The sequence below is a fragment of the Bradyrhizobium sp. McL0616 genome, assembly GCF_049993385.1.
Taxonomy (GTDB): Bacteria; Pseudomonadota; Alphaproteobacteria; order Rhizobiales; family Xanthobacteraceae; genus Bradyrhizobium.
Map to the genome: position 1 here is coordinate 3,363,825 of NZ_CP188255.1, position 17,660 is coordinate 3,381,484.

The 17,660-nt window shown below is 63.3% G+C and carries 16 protein-coding genes; 5 read left to right on the forward strand and 11 right to left on the reverse strand.

Going from position 1 to position 17,660, the window contains the following annotated elements; genetic code table 11:
- Window positions 1-24: 24 nt before the first annotated feature.
- Genes ACPPVR_RS16010 through ACPPVR_RS16030 form a run of 5 tightly spaced genes read right to left on the reverse strand, consistent with a single transcriptional unit; the run spans window position 25 to window position 4,937 of the window.
- Window positions 25-756 (reverse strand): aspartate/glutamate racemase family protein, encoded by a 732-nt coding sequence (locus ACPPVR_RS16010; protein ID WP_426615159.1) that lies wholly within the window; start codon window positions 754-756, stop codon window positions 25-27.
- Window positions 757-777: 21 nt separating this feature from the next.
- On the reverse strand, window positions 778-1,656 hold the full coding sequence (locus ACPPVR_RS16015; protein WP_426615160.1) for an ABC transporter permease: 879 nt from the start codon (window positions 1,654-1,656) through the stop codon (window positions 778-780).
- Window positions 1,657-1,659: 3 nt separating this feature from the next.
- Complete coding sequence (locus tag ACPPVR_RS16020) at window positions 1,660-2,619, reverse strand: ABC transporter permease (RefSeq protein WP_426616120.1); 960 nt, start codon at window positions 2,617-2,619, stop codon at window positions 1,660-1,662.
- Window positions 2,619-3,908, reverse strand: a complete 1,290-nt coding sequence (locus tag ACPPVR_RS16025; RefSeq protein WP_426615161.1) for an ABC transporter substrate-binding protein — start codon at window positions 3,906-3,908, stop codon at window positions 2,619-2,621. The genes ACPPVR_RS16020 and ACPPVR_RS16025 overlap by 1 nt, the downstream gene beginning before the upstream one ends.
- A 42-nt stretch (window positions 3,909-3,950) precedes the next feature.
- A complete protein-coding gene (locus tag ACPPVR_RS16030; protein WP_426615162.1) occupies window positions 3,951-4,937 on the reverse strand; it encodes an ABC transporter ATP-binding protein in 987 nt (328 codons plus the stop codon).
- 254 nt (window positions 4,938-5,191) lie between these two features.
- On the opposite strand from ACPPVR_RS16030, the gene ACPPVR_RS16035 reads away from it, so the two are divergent.
- Together ACPPVR_RS16035 and ACPPVR_RS16040 are read left to right on the forward strand one after the other, a co-directional pair.
- The gene (locus tag ACPPVR_RS16035) at window positions 5,192-5,899 is read left to right on the forward strand and encodes a GntR family transcriptional regulator (protein WP_426615163.1); all 708 of its coding nucleotides are present in this window, start codon (window positions 5,192-5,194) and stop codon (window positions 5,897-5,899) included.
- 673 nt (window positions 5,900-6,572) lie between these two features.
- A complete protein-coding gene (locus ACPPVR_RS16040; protein WP_426615164.1) occupies window positions 6,573-7,913 on the forward strand; it encodes an amidohydrolase family protein in 1,341 nt (446 codons plus the stop codon).
- A 138-nt stretch (window positions 7,914-8,051) separates the two neighbouring features.
- Here the strand turns inward: ACPPVR_RS16040 and ACPPVR_RS16045 are convergent, their stop codons facing one another.
- From ACPPVR_RS16045 to ACPPVR_RS16060, 4 genes are all read right to left on the reverse strand, one after another.
- Window positions 8,052-8,678: a transglutaminase-like cysteine peptidase gene (locus ACPPVR_RS16045; protein ID WP_426615165.1), complete on the reverse strand. Its 627-nt coding sequence runs from the start codon at window positions 8,676-8,678 to the stop codon at window positions 8,052-8,054.
- 329 nt (window positions 8,679-9,007) lie between these two features.
- Window positions 9,008-9,619 (reverse strand): PilZ domain-containing protein, encoded by a 612-nt coding sequence (locus ACPPVR_RS16050; RefSeq protein WP_426615166.1) that lies wholly within the window; start codon window positions 9,617-9,619, stop codon window positions 9,008-9,010.
- A gap of 69 nt (window positions 9,620-9,688) precedes the next feature.
- Window positions 9,689-10,858, reverse strand: a complete 1,170-nt coding sequence (locus ACPPVR_RS16055) for an MFS transporter (RefSeq protein WP_426615167.1) — start codon at window positions 10,856-10,858, stop codon at window positions 9,689-9,691.
- Window positions 10,859-10,933: 75 nt separating this feature from the next.
- The gene (locus ACPPVR_RS16060; protein WP_426616121.1) at window positions 10,934-12,124 is read right to left on the reverse strand and encodes an MFS transporter; all 1,191 of its coding nucleotides are present in this window, start codon (window positions 12,122-12,124) and stop codon (window positions 10,934-10,936) included.
- A gap of 576 nt (window positions 12,125-12,700) precedes the next feature.
- On the opposite strand from ACPPVR_RS16060, the gene ACPPVR_RS16065 reads away from it, so the two are divergent.
- On the forward strand, window positions 12,701-13,852 hold the full coding sequence (locus ACPPVR_RS16065; protein ID WP_426615168.1) for a zinc-binding dehydrogenase: 1,152 nt from the start codon (window positions 12,701-12,703) through the stop codon (window positions 13,850-13,852).
- 186 nt (window positions 13,853-14,038) lie between these two features.
- Window positions 14,039-14,551, forward strand: a complete 513-nt coding sequence (locus ACPPVR_RS16070) for a hypothetical protein (protein WP_426615169.1) — start codon at window positions 14,039-14,041, stop codon at window positions 14,549-14,551.
- A 12-nt stretch (window positions 14,552-14,563) separates the two neighbouring features.
- Here ACPPVR_RS16070 and ACPPVR_RS16075 read toward each other — a convergent pair whose 3' ends face one another.
- A complete protein-coding gene (locus ACPPVR_RS16075; protein ID WP_426615170.1) occupies window positions 14,564-14,917 on the reverse strand; it encodes a cupin domain-containing protein in 354 nt (117 codons plus the stop codon).
- Between the two features lie 354 nt (window positions 14,918-15,271).
- Between ACPPVR_RS16075 and ACPPVR_RS16080 the strand changes: the two genes are divergently transcribed.
- On the forward strand, window positions 15,272-17,233 hold the full coding sequence (locus ACPPVR_RS16080; RefSeq protein WP_426615171.1) for a DEAD/DEAH box helicase: 1,962 nt from the start codon (window positions 15,272-15,274) through the stop codon (window positions 17,231-17,233).
- 113 nt (window positions 17,234-17,346) lie between these two features.
- Here ACPPVR_RS16080 and ACPPVR_RS16085 read toward each other — a convergent pair whose 3' ends face one another.
- Window positions 17,347-17,646 (reverse strand): hypothetical protein, encoded by a 300-nt coding sequence (locus tag ACPPVR_RS16085; RefSeq protein WP_426615172.1) that lies wholly within the window; start codon window positions 17,644-17,646, stop codon window positions 17,347-17,349.
- Between the last annotated feature and the right edge of the window lie 14 nt (window positions 17,647-17,660).

Consider the following 17,660-nt stretch of genomic DNA (forward strand, 5'->3'; position numbering starts at 1 on the left):
GCCTCAAGCCGGGCGACGGAATAATCAGGGCTGAAACGGTGAAAACGGGCCGGAATAGGTTTTTGAACGCGGCGCGGCATACGGGCCGAGTCGCGAGGTCTTCAGCCCGAGTCGGACCAGTCCCTCGGCCAGTGTCACCGCGGCGGCGACACCATCCACGACGGGCAGGCCATGTTTGGCGGCGAGCTCTGCCGCCAGATCGGCCATGCCGGCGCAGCCAAGCACGATAGCTTCTGCGCGATCATCACGGATCGCGGCCGTGATCTCGGTGGAGATTTTTGCGAGCGCGTCAGCATTGCGCTCCTCGAGCGCGAGCACGAGCACTTCGGCGGCGCGGACGCGGGCGCAGCGATCAGTGAGGCCGTACTTCTTCAGATTATGTTCGATCGGCACGATCGAGACGCTGAGCGTCGTCACGACGGCAAAGCGCGCCGCGATCAGGCTTGCCATGTGGAAGGCGGCTTCGCCGATGCCGACCACAGGTGCCTTGGCAACGGCACGCGCGGCGTCGAGGCCAGTGTCGTCGAAGCAGGCGATGATGTGCGCATCCGCACCGTCGCGGTCGGCGTCGCGGATGCAGCCGAGCATCCCGGGAACGGCAAAGGCCTCGTCGTAAAAGCCCTCGATCGAGACCGGGCCCATCGTCGGCTGGCGTGCGTCGATCAATGTGTCGGGCATGGCGATCGCGCGCGCGGCAGCAGCGATCTTCGCTGTCATCGACGCCGTGGTATTGGGATTGACGACGTGCAGTCGCATCTAGATCAGACAAGCCCCTTGTCAGACAAGCCCTTTGCCGGCGTCCGAGCCCTTGGCCGCCTGCCGCTTGTTGAGCATGTGGATGGTGCCGAGCGCAAGCGTGATCACCGCGAAAGAGACCGCGGAGATGATGGTGCCGAGCGCGTAGATGTCGGGGTTCGTCACGGTGGTGGTGAGCCCCTGAAGATCGAGCGGCAATGTATTCACCGCCCCGATCGCCTGGCTGGAGCGCGCGAGCTCGTCCCAGGACAGCGTGAAGCCGAACAGGCCGATGCCGATTACGGAGGGCAAAATGATCGGCAGCACGACATGACGGAAGGCCTGCCACGGCGTCGCACCGAGATCGCGCGCGGCTTCCTCCAGGCGTGGGTCAAAGCGGTTGAAGATGGCGAACATGATGAGCAGGCCGAATGGCAGCGTCCAGGTCAGGTGCGCGCCGAGCCCTGAAGTGAGCAGGCCCATCGAAGTCTCGAAGTTTTCGTTCCAGTGCGCCTTGATCAGATCGTCGATGATGCGGAATTCAAGCGAGATCCCGAGCGACGTGATGATCGAGGGAACGATGAGGCTTGCGATCGCTGAGTAGAACAAAATGCTCTGCGCCGTGAACTTGCGGCGGAAGGCCATGCCGGCGGCGACCGACAGTACGACGGTGACAGCCATCACGATGAGGCCAAGCAGCAGCGAGCGACGGAAGGCCGCACCGAGATCGACGATGCCAGTGCCCTGGAATAATTTTTGGAGCCAGAAGGTCGAGACGCCATTCATCGGGAAGGTGAGGCCGCCCTGCGGCCCCTGGAACGACAACACGTAGATCGCGATCATCGGGCCGTAGAGGAACAGCGTGTAGGCCGCGAAGAAGATCGCGAGCACGTAGAAAGAGCGCGGGCGTCCTTCCTTCATCGCCTACAGCTCCTTCTTTATGTCGACGATGCGCGACATCATGGTGATGATCAGGAACGTAATGATGAGCAGGATCACGGCGTTCGCCGCTGCCGCGGGGAACTGCAGCGCGTTCACCCGTGTCTCGATGATCTTGCCGGCAGAGGCGATCTGCTGGCCACCCATCACGCCGATGGTGATGAAGTCGCCCATCACGATGGTGATGACGAAGATCGAGCCGATCACGATGCCGGGCTTGGCGAGGGGGATGATGACGTTGACGAGCGTCTGGAAGCCGGTTGCGCCGGCGTCATAGGCGGCCTCGATCAGCGACTTGTCGATGCGCACCATCGAATTGAAGATCGGCACCACCATGAAGAACGTGAACAGGTGCACCAGCGCCAGCACCACGGAGAATTCGGAGAACAGCAGCCATTCCAGCGGCTGGTTGATCAGCCCGCTCTTGACGAGCCCGGAGTTCACCAGGCCGTTGCGGCCGAGCAGCGGAATCCAGGCGATCATGCGGATCACGTTGGAGGTCCAGAACGGGATCGTGCAGAGCAGCGACAATCCCATCTGCCAAGTCTTTGACTTCACATGGAAGGCGAGGAAATAGGCGACCCAGAAGCCGATGAAGAGCGTGATCGCCCAGACCATGACGCAGAGCTTCAGCGTCTTCACATAGGTTCGCCCGATCGTGCAGAGATCAGGCAGCTGCGCGATGCAGCCTTCGAACGTGTCGGTGTAGCCGCGGCCCGAGAGCGCCGGCAGTAATTGATATTCGTTGTAGTCCCAGAACGAGACGATGATGACGAAGACCAGGGGGATCAGGAAGAAGGCGAGAAACACCAGCATCATCGGCCCGGCCTGGAGCCAGGAGATGAAGGACGGCGACAGGCGCGCCGCTTTCGCGGCGCGCGCTGTGTCCGATCCCCGGACCACGTCTGGGGATCCCTGTTGCAGGATGTCTTCCGACGTGTCCATCACGCGGCGATGAACTCATTCCACTTGCGGACCATGTAGTCGTTCTCGTCCATCACGGCATTCCAGCACGCGACGCCGCCCATACGGTCCTCGTAGGAGCCGCCGTCGCGCACCGCGCCGGCCTTCTCCAGCAGCGAGCCGTCGGGCGCCTTGATGTCCTTCTCGGCCGCCTTGCCTTCCATCCAGTAGGCCCACTCGTAGGGCTCCATGTTGGCCTTCGCGGTCGAGAGCACGGCCGAGTAGTAGCCCTGGCGGTTGAGATAGGCGCCGGCATAGCCGGACAGGAACCAGTTGACGAACTCGTAGGCCCAATCGAGCTTCGCGCCCGACACGCCCTTGGAGACGCAGAAGCCCGACGCCCAGGAGCGATAGCCTTCCTTCAGCGGCTGGAAGGTGCAGGCAATACCCATCGAGCGGACCTTCGTCACCGCCGGGGACCACATCGACTGGATCACGGTTTCGCCCGAAGCCATCAAATTGACGCTCTCGTTGAAGTCCTTCCAGAACGCGCGGAACTGACCGGCCTTCTTCGCCTCGGTCATCACCTTCATGGTGAGGTCGATCTCTTCCTTGGTCATGTTGCCCTTGTCGGCATATTTGTACTTGCCGGTGGCTTCCACGACCATCGCGGCATCCATGATGCCGATCGAGGGGATGTTGAGGATCGAGGCCTTGCCCTTGAATTCGGGATTGAGCAGTTCAGCCCAGGAGCTGATAGGGCGCTTGATGATGTCGGGGCGGATGCCGAGTGTGTCGGCGTTGTAGACGGTCGGGATCAGCGTGACGAACTCGGTCGCCGTCTTGGAGAAGGTCTTGGATTCCTTGCCTTCGAGATAAAGCACCTTCCAGGGCGCGGTGCCCTGGTTGCCGATCTTCTTGCCGCCGGGCGTCTCGCCCTTGGTGAAGACCGGCGTGATGTTGTCGAATTCCTTGATCTTCTTGGAATCGAGGGCAAGGATGTTGCCCGAGGGTACCAGCTTCTTCAGCGAGAAATATTCGGTGTCCAGCACGTCGAAGGAGTTCGGCTGGGTCATCACGCGCTTGGTGACGTCGTCGGTGGTCGCGGTGATGTATTCGATCTTGATGCCGGTGTCCTTCAGGCACTGCTTCGAGATGTCGTCGCCCTCGTTCACGGCGGTGCCGAGATAGCGCAGCACCTTCGGCTCGGCCGACATGACGTAGGGAAAGCCGGTGATGGCGCCGGAGCCCGCGGCCAAGCCGGCGAGACCCGCGGTGCTCTTCAATAGCGTGCGGCGGCTGAAGCCGGTCTTTTTGGTAGTCTCGGTCATATCGCTCACTCCTCTGTGTTGCGCATTTTCTAAATGAGGGCGCTATTGCAGGCGCTGCGCCTTGGCGGGATCCCAGGTGGCCAACACGCGATCGCCCGGACGGAACGGGTGGACGTCGAAGATGGACTCCGGAACATGGGAGAACAGGGCAGTGCCGTCGTCGAGCGTGAGCGAGACGGCGACATAGGAGCCCTGGTACTCGGTCTGGGTCAGCAGCGCCGGCGCGCCGAACACGCCGTCGACGAGCGGCTTGATGCCGAGCTGATCGGCGCGCACGGCGATGAGTTTGCCGGCGTCGCTGAGGACGTTGTGGCCGCCGATGAAGCGCGCCACGAATTCGGTGCGGGGATGGTGGAAAATATCGCGCGCGCTACCTTGCTGCTCGATCTTGCCCTGGTTCATCACCACGATGTGGTCGGCGAGCGCCATCGCCTCTTCCTGGCCGTGGGTGACCTGGATGAAGCTGATGCCGAGCTCGCGCTGCAGCCGCTTCAGCTCGCCCCGCATCTTCACCCGCAGGAAGGGGTCGAGCGCGGAGAGCGGCTCGTCGAGCAGCAGGATCTGCGGCTCGGTGATCAACGCGCGGGCGAGCGCGACGCGCTGCTGCTGGCCACCGGAGAGCTGCGCCGGCAGCCGCGCGGCATAGGGGGTCATGGCTACCAGCTCCAGCAATTCGCCGGCGCGCTTGTGCCGCGTCGCGCGGTCGATGCCGCGCATTTTCAGGGCAAATGCGACGTTGTCGAGCACGGTCAGATGCGGAAACAGCGCATAGGACTGAAACATCATCGCCGTGCCGCGCTTGGCGGGCTCGAGGTCGGTGACGTTCTGCGGACCCAAAATGATGTCGCCCTCGCTGACCGCCTCGTGGCCCGCGACCATGCGCAAAGTCGAGGTTTTGCCGCAGCCGGACGGGCCGAGCAGGCAGCAATAGGTGCCGGCCGGGATCTTCAGATTGACGTTGTCGACCGCCAGCGTCGTGTCGTAGCGCTTGGTGACGGCGACCAGTTCGAGAGCGGCGGGAGTGGCCATGGCGTGTCCGAAGGAGGGCGATGCTCCGGCTTTCTCTGCGAGGTCCGTGCCAACAGCCCCGGGATTGCCGAATTCCAAAACTGTGCAGCGGAGTCAGGTCGTTAGATCGAATCCGGCGCTATAGCATGGCTCGCCTGGCCGGGAGAGGTGTGCACACAAAATGGGCGAAGATTGTATAAAGTTTCGCCTGTGATTGGATACAGCTCGTCGACTAACTTCAAGGCCGAACTTTCGCCGATCGAGCCCTCAAGCCCATGGCCGCCAAAACCCGCCAAAAGTCCGATGCGCCAGACGCGAGCGACCGCGTCAGCCGCATCAGGGAAGGTGTGACCGCGGCGATCCTCGAGCATCGTCTGCTGCCGGGCACCAAGCTCGGCGAGGACGAGATCGGCGAGATCTATGGCGCGAGCCGCACACTGGTTCGCACCGCGCTGCAACAGCTTGCGCATGAGGGCATCGTCAACATCGAGAAGAACCGCGGTGCGTTCGTGGCGCGCCCCACGCCGGCGGACGCCCGCGAGGTCTTCGAGGCGCGCCGCCTGATCGAGCCGACCATCGTCGATCACGCCGTCGACGCGGTGTCACCGGTCTGGATCAGTCGCCTTCAGCGACACCTCGCTGAAGAGCGCGAAGCGGAGCAGCGCGGCGACGCGCGCGCCTCGGTCCGGCTCTCCGGCGAATTTCACCGTCTCGTCGCCGAGATGTCCGGCCATAGCATCTATCTCGGTTTCCTGAAGGAGCTGATCGCGCGGTCCTCGTTGATCATCCTGCTCTACCGCCGTCACGACACGCCCGCCTGCGGCACCGATCACCACGCCGAGATCGTTACCGCGATCCGCAAGCGCGACAAGCAGACTGCACGCGCGCAGATGCTGTCGCATCTCACAGAGATCGAGGCGGAGCTGTTCCTGAAGGATCCCGCCGCCGACGAGCTGCGGCTCGCGGACGTGCTGGGCGCGTAAGCGAACCGCGGCGGATTCTGTGGCAGTGAAAATACTTCGTTGCGCCCGATGAGCTTCTGGTGATCACTTCGTGTCGAACAGGCCGCGCACGATCGTACTCCCGAATGCGCCAGTTGCAATCTGGCGTTGATCACGGGATTTTCGTGGCGTCTGCATTTGATTTCGGGTGCAGGTGAGACAGCTGCACTTACGGATATGCCAAAAATTCCCGTATCGTAGTTTGAGGCGGTCGGTCTCCCTAGGAGTTGTATGGCTGGACTGCATAATCTTCCTATGGATGTAAATTGACTCTGTGGGGTTGAGGCATCAACTTACCTCGCGCGTCGAGTTCTGGAACGGCGCCGACACCCGGCGAATCCGTTCTGTGGAGTGGTGCAATGGCGTCGCGTTCGGTCGTCGAGGAGCGGTGTGGCCAATCGCTGATCTCGCTCCGAACAGGCGTGAACCTGCTGCGCGCACCCATCCACAAGCTGCCCGCCGCCCTTTGCAGGCTCCGGCCTGTTCGGCGTCCTCGCGGGCCTCATCATCCTCACGGGCTTTCCGACCACCGGGCTTTGGGTGTTGGGAATGTTGCTCGGCATCGATCTGTTGTCGCTCGGCATTGGCTGGCTGACCTTTGCCTGGCGCCCTGTAGCCGCAGCCGAATAGCGCCGCATCAGCGTGGAGATGGAACATGTCGGGATTGAGTATGCGGGCCGGGCTCGTTGTGCTGCTTGGAGCAATGCTCTGTGGCGCATCGCCCGCGCCGGCCCAGCAGGACTCTGCCGTCCTGTTCCGCAACGTCAAAATCTTTGACGGCAAGAACGGGACGCTCTCGGCTGCGTCCAATGTCCTCGTCAGGGATGGGAAGATCGAGAAGATATCGACCGCAGACGTCCCAGCCGCCGGTCAGGTGATCGACGGCGGTGGCCGCGTGCTGATGCCGGGCCTGATCGATGCGCATTGGCACGCGATGCTGGTGCGCCCGACGCCGATGGCGGCCCTTGCGGGCGATATAGGCTACAACAATCTGCTCGCCGCCAGCGAAGCGACCGCGACGCTGATGCGTGGCTTCACCACCATACGCGACATGGGTGGACCGAGCTTCGGCCTCAAGCAGGCCATCGACGAGGACCTCGTCGCCGGACCCCGCATCTATCCGTCCGGCGCCATCATCACCATCACCGGTGGCCATGGTGATTTCCGGCAGCTCTCCGATCTGCCGCGAACAATCGGGGGCATGCTGAGCCGGATGGAGCGGATCGGTGGCAGCATGGTCGCCGACAGTCCCGACGAAGTTCGCGTGCGCGCGCGCGAGCAACTGATGCAGGGCGCCTCCCAGGTCAAGCTCACCGCGGGCGGCGGCGTCGCTTCGCCCTTCAGTCCGCTCGACGTCTCCACCTTCACCGAGCCCGAGCTGCGTGCCGCCGTGGAGGCCGCCGACAATTGGGGCACCTATGTCGCAACCCACGCCTATACGCCGGTCGCGATCCAGCGCTCGATCGCAGCCGGTGTGAGATGCATCGAGCACGGCCACCTCATGGACGAGGCGAGCGCGAAGCTGATCGCGGAGAAGGGGATTTGGCTGAGCACGCAGCCATTCCTGGATGTGTCGGGGGCCGCCGCGCTCGGGCCGTCGGAGCAGGACAAGATGCGGCAGGTTGTTGCCGGCACCGACCGCGTCTACGCGTTGGCGCAAAAGTATCATATCAAGACCGCGTTCGGGACCGATGTCCTGTTCTCGAAGGCGTTGGCGGACAAGCAGGGCTCAATGCTGGCCGCGCTGACGCGCTGGTACACGGCGGCCGAAGCGCTGACCATGGCGACGTCGACCAATGCCGAACTTCTGAGCCTGTCGGGCTTGCGCAATCCCTATCCCGGCAAGCTCGGCGTAGTGGAGGAAGGCGCGCTCGCCGATCTTCTCCTGGTCGACGGCAATCCGCTCGACAACATCGCTCTCGTCGAGGATCCCGCCAAGAATTTCGTGGTGATCATGAAGGGCGGCAAGGTCTACAAGAACATCCTGCAGCGCTGACAATCTTACGCCTTGCGACTGCGCGTCACTCAAAAAAGTTGCGCCCAGCCATTGGGGGATGGCTGGGCGCGCGCGAACCGGTCTGGGACGGGGAGGGGTGGGGATGTGACCGGGTCGCGTAACTCTTATCCTTGTTGACTACTGATCTCTGGCGCTGGCGGTGGAAACCGCCGGCTTGGTATCGCCGAGCGAGACCCAGACGTTGGGATCGCTCTGCGACTGGCGCTTGACGAAGCGGTAGCCGGTCTCCGTCCAGGCAATGACGTTCTCGTTCTGATTGTCGAGAACGAACTCGCCCTTGTCGGTCTTCACCGTCAGCACCGCGTGCCCTTCGCCCTTCTTGTCGCGCACGACGGTGATGAGCAGGGCCTCGCGCGGCCATCCGGCATCCATCAGCATCTTGCGCTTCAACAACACGTAGTCTTCACAGTCGCCGTAACCATCGGTCGGCAGCGACCACTTCTCGATCACGCCCCAGTGCTCCTGGTCGGTCAAAGGCTTGATGGTCTCGTTGACCCAGCGATTGACCTTGGTCAGGTCGCGCCACGCGGTCTGCGACATCACGATGTCGCGCGGCTGCGTCGGCCCGCCCTGACACTGAGCGGTATTCTCCGAACAGAACTCGACCCAGCCGATCGGCGCACGCGTGGTGTCGCCGAGGCTTGCGTAGAGCAGACGGCTCTCGCCGGCCTGCGCTGCCGCGCCGAACCCGAAGAGCATGGCGGCGATCGCCAGCCCTTTCCCCTGTCCCCTGAAGTCGAACATCGTGGCCCCCGTTTCTTGTTGAGACCACATTGCGCACCGAGCTTTTGAGTTGCAGCTAAGTCAGCCAAGTCAAGTCGAGACGAATACAAGTAAAACAGGCAGAAAGTTCGATCTATATTTGAATAGAGTTCGAATAAAATTCGATATGACTGCAATTGATTCAAATTGTAGCGATTAACGCGGGAACACTATTGGAACTGCTGTTTCCGCGTGCGAACAGGCCGCGCGTTAACCCGCGTGAGGCCGTCGCCAGACGCGAAAAAGGCGGCGTCCGCATCACGGAGGCCGCCTTTGAGGCTGGAAAACAGGGGTTTTGGCGTCGTCGCGCTTTACCGCGCGGTAACGCTCTCTTCGAGAGTCTCGATTGGCTGCGAATGCAAGAACTCGAGCGCGAAGCCGTCTTCGAGGTTTCGGACCACGCGGCCCTGGACCCGGCCGAGCAAAACCGTCGATTTCAGCGGCGGGCGGTTCTCTGCGGCAATGGCAGCTCCCGACAGCGAGAGGTCGATGATGCGGCAGGTCATCTTGGTGCCGTCCTCGAGCGTCAGCACCGCGATCGGATTGCGCGGTATGACACGGTCGTGGCGGCGGTCTTCCGGCAGATTGAGGATGTCGCGGTTGGCGAGCCAGGTCAGCTGTGCGGCGAGTTTGTCGCGCTTGCGAGGCGTCGCCCCGACCGTCATGGCAAAGCCGTTGTCGATGATGCGGGTGATCTTGCCCTCGACCCGGCCGATATGGTCGAGATAGGCAACCACGCGGTCGCCGACATTGCCGATGCCGGGCGCGAGCAGCGCGAGTCCGCCCGGCGACATGTTGATCACCTGGCAGGGGAATTCGCGGCGGTCCGGCAGCATGTAGCGGCCGAGCAGGTGAACCTTCACCCGCTGAAAACGCCGACGTTCCTCGGCGGCCGGAAGAAATTTTTTGTTCGCCAACGCCATTTTCAACACCCGACCCCCCGCCCGGGCGGAGTCCGGGACGACCCTAAGGCGCACAGGGTTAATGCCGCGTTAGGATTGGCTGCGTCGATTACGGACAGACACAATGCGCTCGAACAGCCACAACAGTGGCGGGCAGGCGAGCACGGCCAATGCGCCGAGATCGAGCGCGACAGCCGCACTGCCGGTCGATTTTGCGAGCCGCCCCGCCACGGCTGGTCCCAGCATCATCGCAGCATAGAAGAGTGTGTAGAATACGCCCATCCCGATCGCCCTGGTCTCTGGAGCGAGCACCCGGGCCGGCAGGCTCATGATCGGCCCCGCCGGATGGCCGCTGATCAGGCCGATCAGGACGAGGATCGCGATCACGGAATCCGACCGCGGCAGCCAGGCCAGCAGCAGCGCGACCGCGAGGCTCGCCGTAACCGCCAGGGCCAGCGGTCGCGCGGTCCGGTCGGCGAGGAAGCCGCCTGATGGCACCGAGATCACCGACAGCCACAGCACGAGACTGATCGCCGAGCCCGCCGCCGCGATGCTCCAGCCGCGCTCGGTCAGCAGTGAGGGGCCGAACGAGAAGATCATGGCGAAGCCGACATTATAGAGGCCCCAGATCAAGCCGGCGGCGATCACCGCCAGAGCCGCGAGGGGATCGAGCCGCGCCGCCGAGGCGGTCGTTGCCGCGCTTGCCGCCGGGGGCGGCTGATAGAAGGCGATCAGCACGATCCCGATCACGGTCAGCGCCGCCGCCGCCAGGAACACCGCGCCGGCACCATGGGCGGTACCGATCGCCGGCAGCACCAACAGCGAGATCGCCACGCCCGTCGGCCAGGAGCTGACGAAGATCGCCATGGCGGTTGCGATCTCTTTTCCGGCAAACCAGTCGGCGCCCATCTTGGTGAGCTGCACCGTCAGCAGTACACCGCCGGCACCGGAGGCGAGCCGGCCCGCCATCTGCCAACCCCAGATGTCGGTCGTGGCCATCACGAGGCTGCCAGCCGTCATCAGCAGGAGCGCCACGATGGTCGTGGGCTTATCGCCAAGGGTCCGGCCGATCGCGCCGCCCGGCAGCGCCAGCACGACGCCCGGCGTGAAATAGAGCCCGATCAGGAGACCGATATCGGCAAGCCCGACGCCGAAGGTCTTTTCCAGCAGCGGCGCGACTGCCGCCACGCTTTGGAACTGGAACGCGATGGTGAGGCGAACGACGAACAGGATCGCAAGAATAGCCCAGCGATTGCGCAACGCCCCATCTCCCCAGCAGTTGCGGCAAACCTGCGGTGGCGAGACGTTGCTGTCAACGGGCAGCCTTGCGAGCTGCTATGTCTTCTTCGTCGCGCGCTGATTGAGCAGAAGCAGCAGCGCGAGCAGCACCGCGGCCGATAGTCCGAGCGACCAGTGAATGCCGATCGCCGCGCCGAAGACGCCGACGGTGATGCCGCTGAAGGCGCGCATGCCGAGCCCGGCCATGTTGTAGAGGCCGACGACGCGGCCGCGGATGTCGGGCGGCGCGTTCAACTGTACCAGCGCCTGCGCCATGGTGTTGAACGACAGCTCGAAGAACCCCGCAAAGAACAGCAGCACGATCGCCACGGGATAGATCCGCACCGCGGCAAAGCCGAGCAGCGCCACGCTCCACAACATTGCAAGCCAGATTGCGGTGCGCGGCGTGCCCTTCAATCGCCCCCAGGATTCCAGCGCGATGCCGGCGAGCAGCGCGCCGGCCGCATCAGCCGCGAGCAGCACGCTGTAGGAGACGCCGGGATCGCCGTGGCCGAGGTCGCCGGCAAAGCCCGGCATCTGCGCGTGATAGGCGTTGCCGACCATGAAGGAGGTGAGGCCGGCGAGCCACGTCATCGCCGTCAGCACCGGCTGCGTGCCGATCGCGCGCATGGTGTCGACGATGTCGGCAAAGCCGCGCATGGCGAAGCGCCGTACGGCCACGCTCCTGTCGCGCACCGGCGCCCAGAACAGCCAGAGCAGCATCGGCAGATAGAACAGCGTGTTGAAGATGATGCCGTGCGAAGTGCCGAGCGTCAGCATGATGATGCCGCCGACGGCCGGTCCGACCAGGATGCCGAGATAGCGCGCCATCGCGTTCAGCCGCACCGCGCTCGGCAGATCAGCGGGGCCGACGAGGTCGTAGAGCAGAAGCTGGTTCGGGGTCTGCCACAACACGCCGGCGCAGCCATGGATCACCAGCAGCAGCATCGCGTGCCACATCTGGATCGTGTCGGTGATGAAGAAGAAGCCCCATCCAGCCGAGGCCACGATGAACAGCAGCATGCCGCACTGGATGATGCGGCGTGGATCGAATCGGTCGGCGAGCCCGCCGACGGCGACCGAGAACAGCAGGAACGGCAGCCAGTGCGACAGCACCGCAAAACCGCCCAGCGTCGGCGAATGGAATTTCTGGAACACCACCCAATAGCTGATCACATGCTCGATATTGTCGGCCATCATCGCCAGCACGTAGGCGATGAACTGGAGACGGTAAGGCACCGACTTCATCGCCGCGAACGAGCCGGACGCGACGATTGGATTTTGAGGGAGGGGGTTCAAGCAATCACCTGGGTGGGACGTCAGTCGTCCCTACACGCTCGCGATCTGTCGCTCAAGACACTTAGGTCTGATATGCAGAGGCCGTCAAACGGAAGTGGCCTACGGAAGCATGTCATGAATTGTCCTTGGGAAAGGATTGGTCGTTTCTCCTCGCCCGGCGAGCTGCAACGCTTCTTGAAATGGATGGATGAACAGATCGTAAGTGGAATAGCCAAGGAAATCGATGTGCCGGCTGATCAACAGGCCATCGCAGGCGAACGATGGTTTAAACACATATCGTCAGGCGCGTGTTGGCGGCTCGTTCCTGCCGATGGCCCATTGGCTCCCGGGTTTTGGCCACTCAAAAATTAAACCCTTAGCCCGTTGCCCGGATGAGCGCAGCGATATCCCGGAACGCTGCCCCCGCATGTCGCTGCGCTCATGCTGGCTACGAGACCGCGGCTTGGCACGACCGCGCATCTCACATACGCTTTCCCTTCAGCCCACACCAACCAATCATAACAAGCGGGCGTCGAGGAAACAGCCATGGAATCAATCCGCGTCTGCACCCACGCAGGGCCGGGTTCGGAGCCCGTCATCCGCACCGTGCCGTGGCCGAAGGTCGGCCGCAACGCCGCTCTGATCAAGATCGGCGCTTGCGGGGTCTGCGGCACTGATCTGCATATCCTCAAGGGTCACTGGCCGAAGCCGTTGCCGTGGCCGTTCACGCTCGGCCATGAGCTCGGCGGTGTCATCGTCGAATGCGGCGAGGAGTTCACCGAAGACTTCATGAGCAAGCCGCTGAAGGTCGGCTCCAAGGTGATGATCCCGCCGCTGATGCCGTGCGGCCGCTGCTATTACTGCATCCATTATCCGCAGACCGCCAACAAATGCCTGACGCCGGTGTATTACGGCCGCTATCTCGGCTTCGATAAACCACCGCACATGTGGGGCGGCTGGGCCGAATATGTCTATGTCGATCTCGACATGCTGCCGGGCACCAAGATCTACAAATTGCCCGACGACATGTCGCTGCGGCTCGGCGCGCTCTCGGAGCCGCTGACGTCTTGCATCCGCGCCTTCAACCGCGCCAGCCGCGCCGGCGGCTTCAGCTGGGGCAACACGGTCGTGATCCAGGGTTCGGGCCCGATCGGCATTCTCGCGGTCGCGGCCGCGCTGGAGATGGGGGCGGGGCGCGTGATCTGCGTCGGCGCGCCGGAGGAGCCGCGACTCAAGCTCGCGCGCGAGTTCGGCGCGGAGGCGACGGTCAACATCGAAGAACTGAAATCGCCGCAAGAGCGCATCGCGCGCGTGCGCGACATCGTCGGCGGTTTCGGCGCCGATCTGGTGATGGACTGCTCGGGCCACCCCTCAGCCGGCCCCGAAGGCATCGAGATGCTGCGCGACGGCGGCACCTATGTCGAGATGGGCCAGTTCACCGATGCCGGCTCGATCGACACCTCCTGGCATCGCATCTGTACCAAGGACCTCAATGTGCTCGGCTCCTGGGGTTTCACCGCCAACGATCTGCCGCTCGGCGTCGACATGCTGTATCGCACCCGCGACAAATATCCGTGGCTGAAGATGCAGACGATCTATCCGTTCACCGAAGAAGGCGTCGCGCAGGCGGTGAAGGATGCCGTGGCGATGAAAACAGTGAAGTCGACGATCGTGCCGTGGCCGGAGCTGGTGGAATGAGGTTTCGAAGCCTGGATGAGCGCACCGATATCCGGGACCTTTGCTAACCAGGCTTCTCGTTGCGCTCATGCGGGTCACGTGCTGCCACGCGAGGGTCGCAAAAGTTTCACGAGAAATCCCCGGGATATTCACCAGGAGCTGAAACTTAGGCCAGGGTTCCCGCTTTAACTGTGCGGGAGAACAGCCGTGAAGCGAATCCTGAAACCCGTCACTTATCTGCTCGCCGCCATCTATTTCCTGGTGGATGCGATCTTCGCTGCGATCGCGACGCCGATTTCGCACTGGCTGGCGCGGCATTTGGAGTTCCGGCAATTGCGGGCCTGGATTCGGTCACTGCGGCCATATCCGTCGCTCGCGCTGTTTTCCGTGCCTGTCATTCTTCTCGAGCCCATCAAGCCTGTGGCGGCTTACCTCGCTGCAACGGGGCAAATGCTGAGCGCCGTCGTGACGGTCGTCGTCGGAGAGCTCCTGAAGCTTGTGCTGGTCGAGCGTCTGTTCAGTCTCACGCGCAACAAGCTGATGATGATTCCGAAGTTCGCCTGGGCCTATGCGAGATTCACCGAAGCCAAGGTCTGGCTACAGGCCACCGAAGCGTGGCGCGCCATTCGGGCCCTGAGATGCGCGGCATACGATCTGTTTGCGCGAGTGCGAGCAGGCCTCGCCGGCGGCTTCAGCAGGCTGGCAACGTTTCGGGATTAGATGCGACCGGGTTCAGACAAGCTTGCGTGCTGCCGCGGTTGCCTTGTCGCCCGTGTTCGGCGTGCCGGTCGGCTCGATCAGCAGGAGATGAACCTCCTCGCGTGCCACCGGGCGATGTTCGACACCTTTGGGCACCACATAGAGTTCGCCGGGGCCGAGCGTCACCGTGCGATCCCGCAATTCGATGTCCAAACTGCCTTTGAGGACGAGAAAGAAATCGTCGGTGTCCTCGTGGCTGTGCCAGGTGAACTCTCCCTTCACCTTCACGACCATCACATCGCAATCGTTGAAGGTCGTGATCGTGCGCGGAGACCAGAAATCCCCGAAGGTCGCGAGTTTGTCGGCAAGCGATATCCTGTCGGCCATGTGTCACCCGTATCTTGCTTCCTCGTGAAGCACGATTTGGGATCGACCTGCTGGCGCGGCAAGACTGGTGTCCGGCCGCGCAAATCACCTCATCTTGGCGCATCTTGGCGCAAAATCTCGCTATATGCAGCAAAACAGACCGAAAACGCTGGATGTAGTGGGTCGAGCCGGCCAGTAAGCTTATTCTCGATGTCTCCGAAGCCATGCGTCATAGGCATGGTGATTTGCTCGCCCTTGGCGTAAAGAGCATCCAAATCAAATCAGCAAGCGTGCGGTCGAACCATTTGCCGCGCATGCAGTTTCAGGTCGCGCGGCTCTGTTCCGCGCCTGGACCCAACCAAGGTTTTCCATCCCGTGTCCTTTCCGACCACAAGTCCGCCGCTCGCCCGTGCTTTGGCCGAGCGCAATTACGATTCGCCGACCCCGGTTCAGCTCGCCGTGCTCGCCGACAACGCCGTCGATCGCGACCTCCTTGTGTCCGCCCAGACCGGCTCCGGCAAGACTGTCGCCTATGGATTGGCCATGGCCAAAGATCTGCTGGGCGACGCCGAGCGGTTTGAGCAGGCCGGCGCGCCGCTGGCCCTGATCGTCGCGCCGACCCGCGAGCTTGCCTTGCAGGTCCAGCGCGAGCTCTCATGGCTCTATGAGCATGCGAAGGCGCGCGTCGTCTCCTGCGTCGGCGGCATGGATCCGCGCCGCGAGCAGCGCGAGCTTGCCGCAGGCGCTCACATCGTCGTCGGCACGCCAGGCCGGTTGTGCGACCATTTGCGCCGCGGCCGTCTCGACATCTCCGAATTGAAGGTGGTCGTCCTCGACGAGGCCGATGAAATGCTCAATCTCGGTTTTCGCGAGGACATGGAATTCATTCTCAAGACCACGCCAGACACGCGCCGCACATTGCTGTTCTCGGCGACGTTTCCGCGCGGCATCGTGGCGTTGGCGAAGCAGTATCAGCAGCAGGCGTTCCGGATCGAGGTCGCGGGCGACGAGGGGGGCCATGCTGACATCGAGTACCGCGCCATCCGGGTCGCTCCTGGTGATGTCGAGCATGCGGTCGTCAACGTCCTGCGCTTCTTCGAGTCGCCGAGCGCACTGGTGTTTTGCAACACGCGAGACGCCGTCAGGCATTTGCAGTCCGCGTTGCTGGAGCGTGGTTTCTCGGTGGTGGCGCTCTCCGGCGAATTGACCCAGAACGAACGTACCCAGGCGCTCCAGTCGTTGCGGGACGGACGTTCGCGCGTCTGCGTGGCGACCGACGTCGCCGCCCGCGGCATCGACCTGCCGAGCCTTGACCTCGTCATTCACGCGGACCTGCCGAATGACGCCGAAGTCATGCAGCATCGCTCGGGCCGCACCGGCCGTGCGGGCCGTAAGGGTACAAGCGTCCTGCTGGTGCCACCGATACGACGGCGGCGCGCGGAGGTGCTGCTGAATCTGTCCGGCATCGACGCCGTCTGGGGGACAGCGCCTCAGGCCGATGAAATCCGCAAGCTCGATCACGAGCGTATGCTGAAGGATGCGCTGTTCTCGGAGGAGACGACTGCTGAGGACCTGGTTCTGGCCCAGGCATTGTTGGCCGAGCGTTCGGCCGAGGATATCGCCGCGGCGCTTGCGCGGCTCTATCGCGCGCGGCTTCCGTCACCCGAAGACATTCTCGATCCCGGCGAGGCGCGCGGCCGGCCGCGTGACGATCGCGGGCGCAGCGATGTCCGCACGCCGCGCGACGATGCCCGCGCTTCGCGCAGCGATGATCGCACCGAGAGACCCCGACCCAAATCGGGTAAATCCTCGCCGCGTCACGGCATGGCGGAATCCACCGTGTGGTTCCGGGCCAACATCGGACGAAGAAAGAATGCGGAAGCGCGTTGGCTCTTGCCGATGATTTGCCGTCGCGGCGGCATCGACAAGGGCGACATCGGCGCCATCAAGATCATGGACACCACGACCGAGTTCGAGATTTCCGAGCGTGTCGCGGAATCCTTCGCTGCCAAGATCAAGCGTCCGGACAAAGAGGACAATATCCGCCTCGAGCCGATGACGGATGCACCGCAAGCGCAGGCGGCTTCGGAGAAGCGGCCGCACGCGCCTCGGCGCGAGGCCCGCGAGACGGATGACGGTGCGCGTCGAAGCGATCATTCACGTGCCGCGACTGGACCGAAGCAGCACGGCAAGCCTCACGGCAAGAGCGGTGCGAAATTCGGCGACGGGCCGGCTTTCGGAAAGAAGAACAAACATCGGGACAAGCCCGGTCAAGCGACCGAGTGGTCTGCGAAAGCCCCATCCGGCAAGAAGGCAAAGAAGAAGCATCGCGGCTGATCTATCGCGGTAGGCGCGAAAGCCGAATTGTCGGCCCGCCCTCACCACTACGAATGAACGCCGCTGGCGCGAGCCGGCGGCGTTCCTGTAACAGCCTGCAAGGTCGGGTGAGCTCAGCGGCCGCCACCGCCACCGCCACCGCCGCCACCACCACCCCCACCGCCGCCGGCGTCACGCATGGCGGAGTTGTAGCGAGGATCGCTCTGCTTCATGTAGATCGGTGAGGTGTCGCGGTCGGTACGAACGACGCGCCGTCCGCCCTGCGGCTGCAGATCGACGTAGCCGGTGCAACCCTCGAAGAAGGCGACGTCGCAACCGTAGCCCCGCAGCTGCACCGCATTGGCGCTGGTTGCGGTGAAGGTGGTCGCCGCAACGAATGCAATCAAAGCAACTTTCGGCAATGTGAGTGTCATGGAAATTCTCCAGC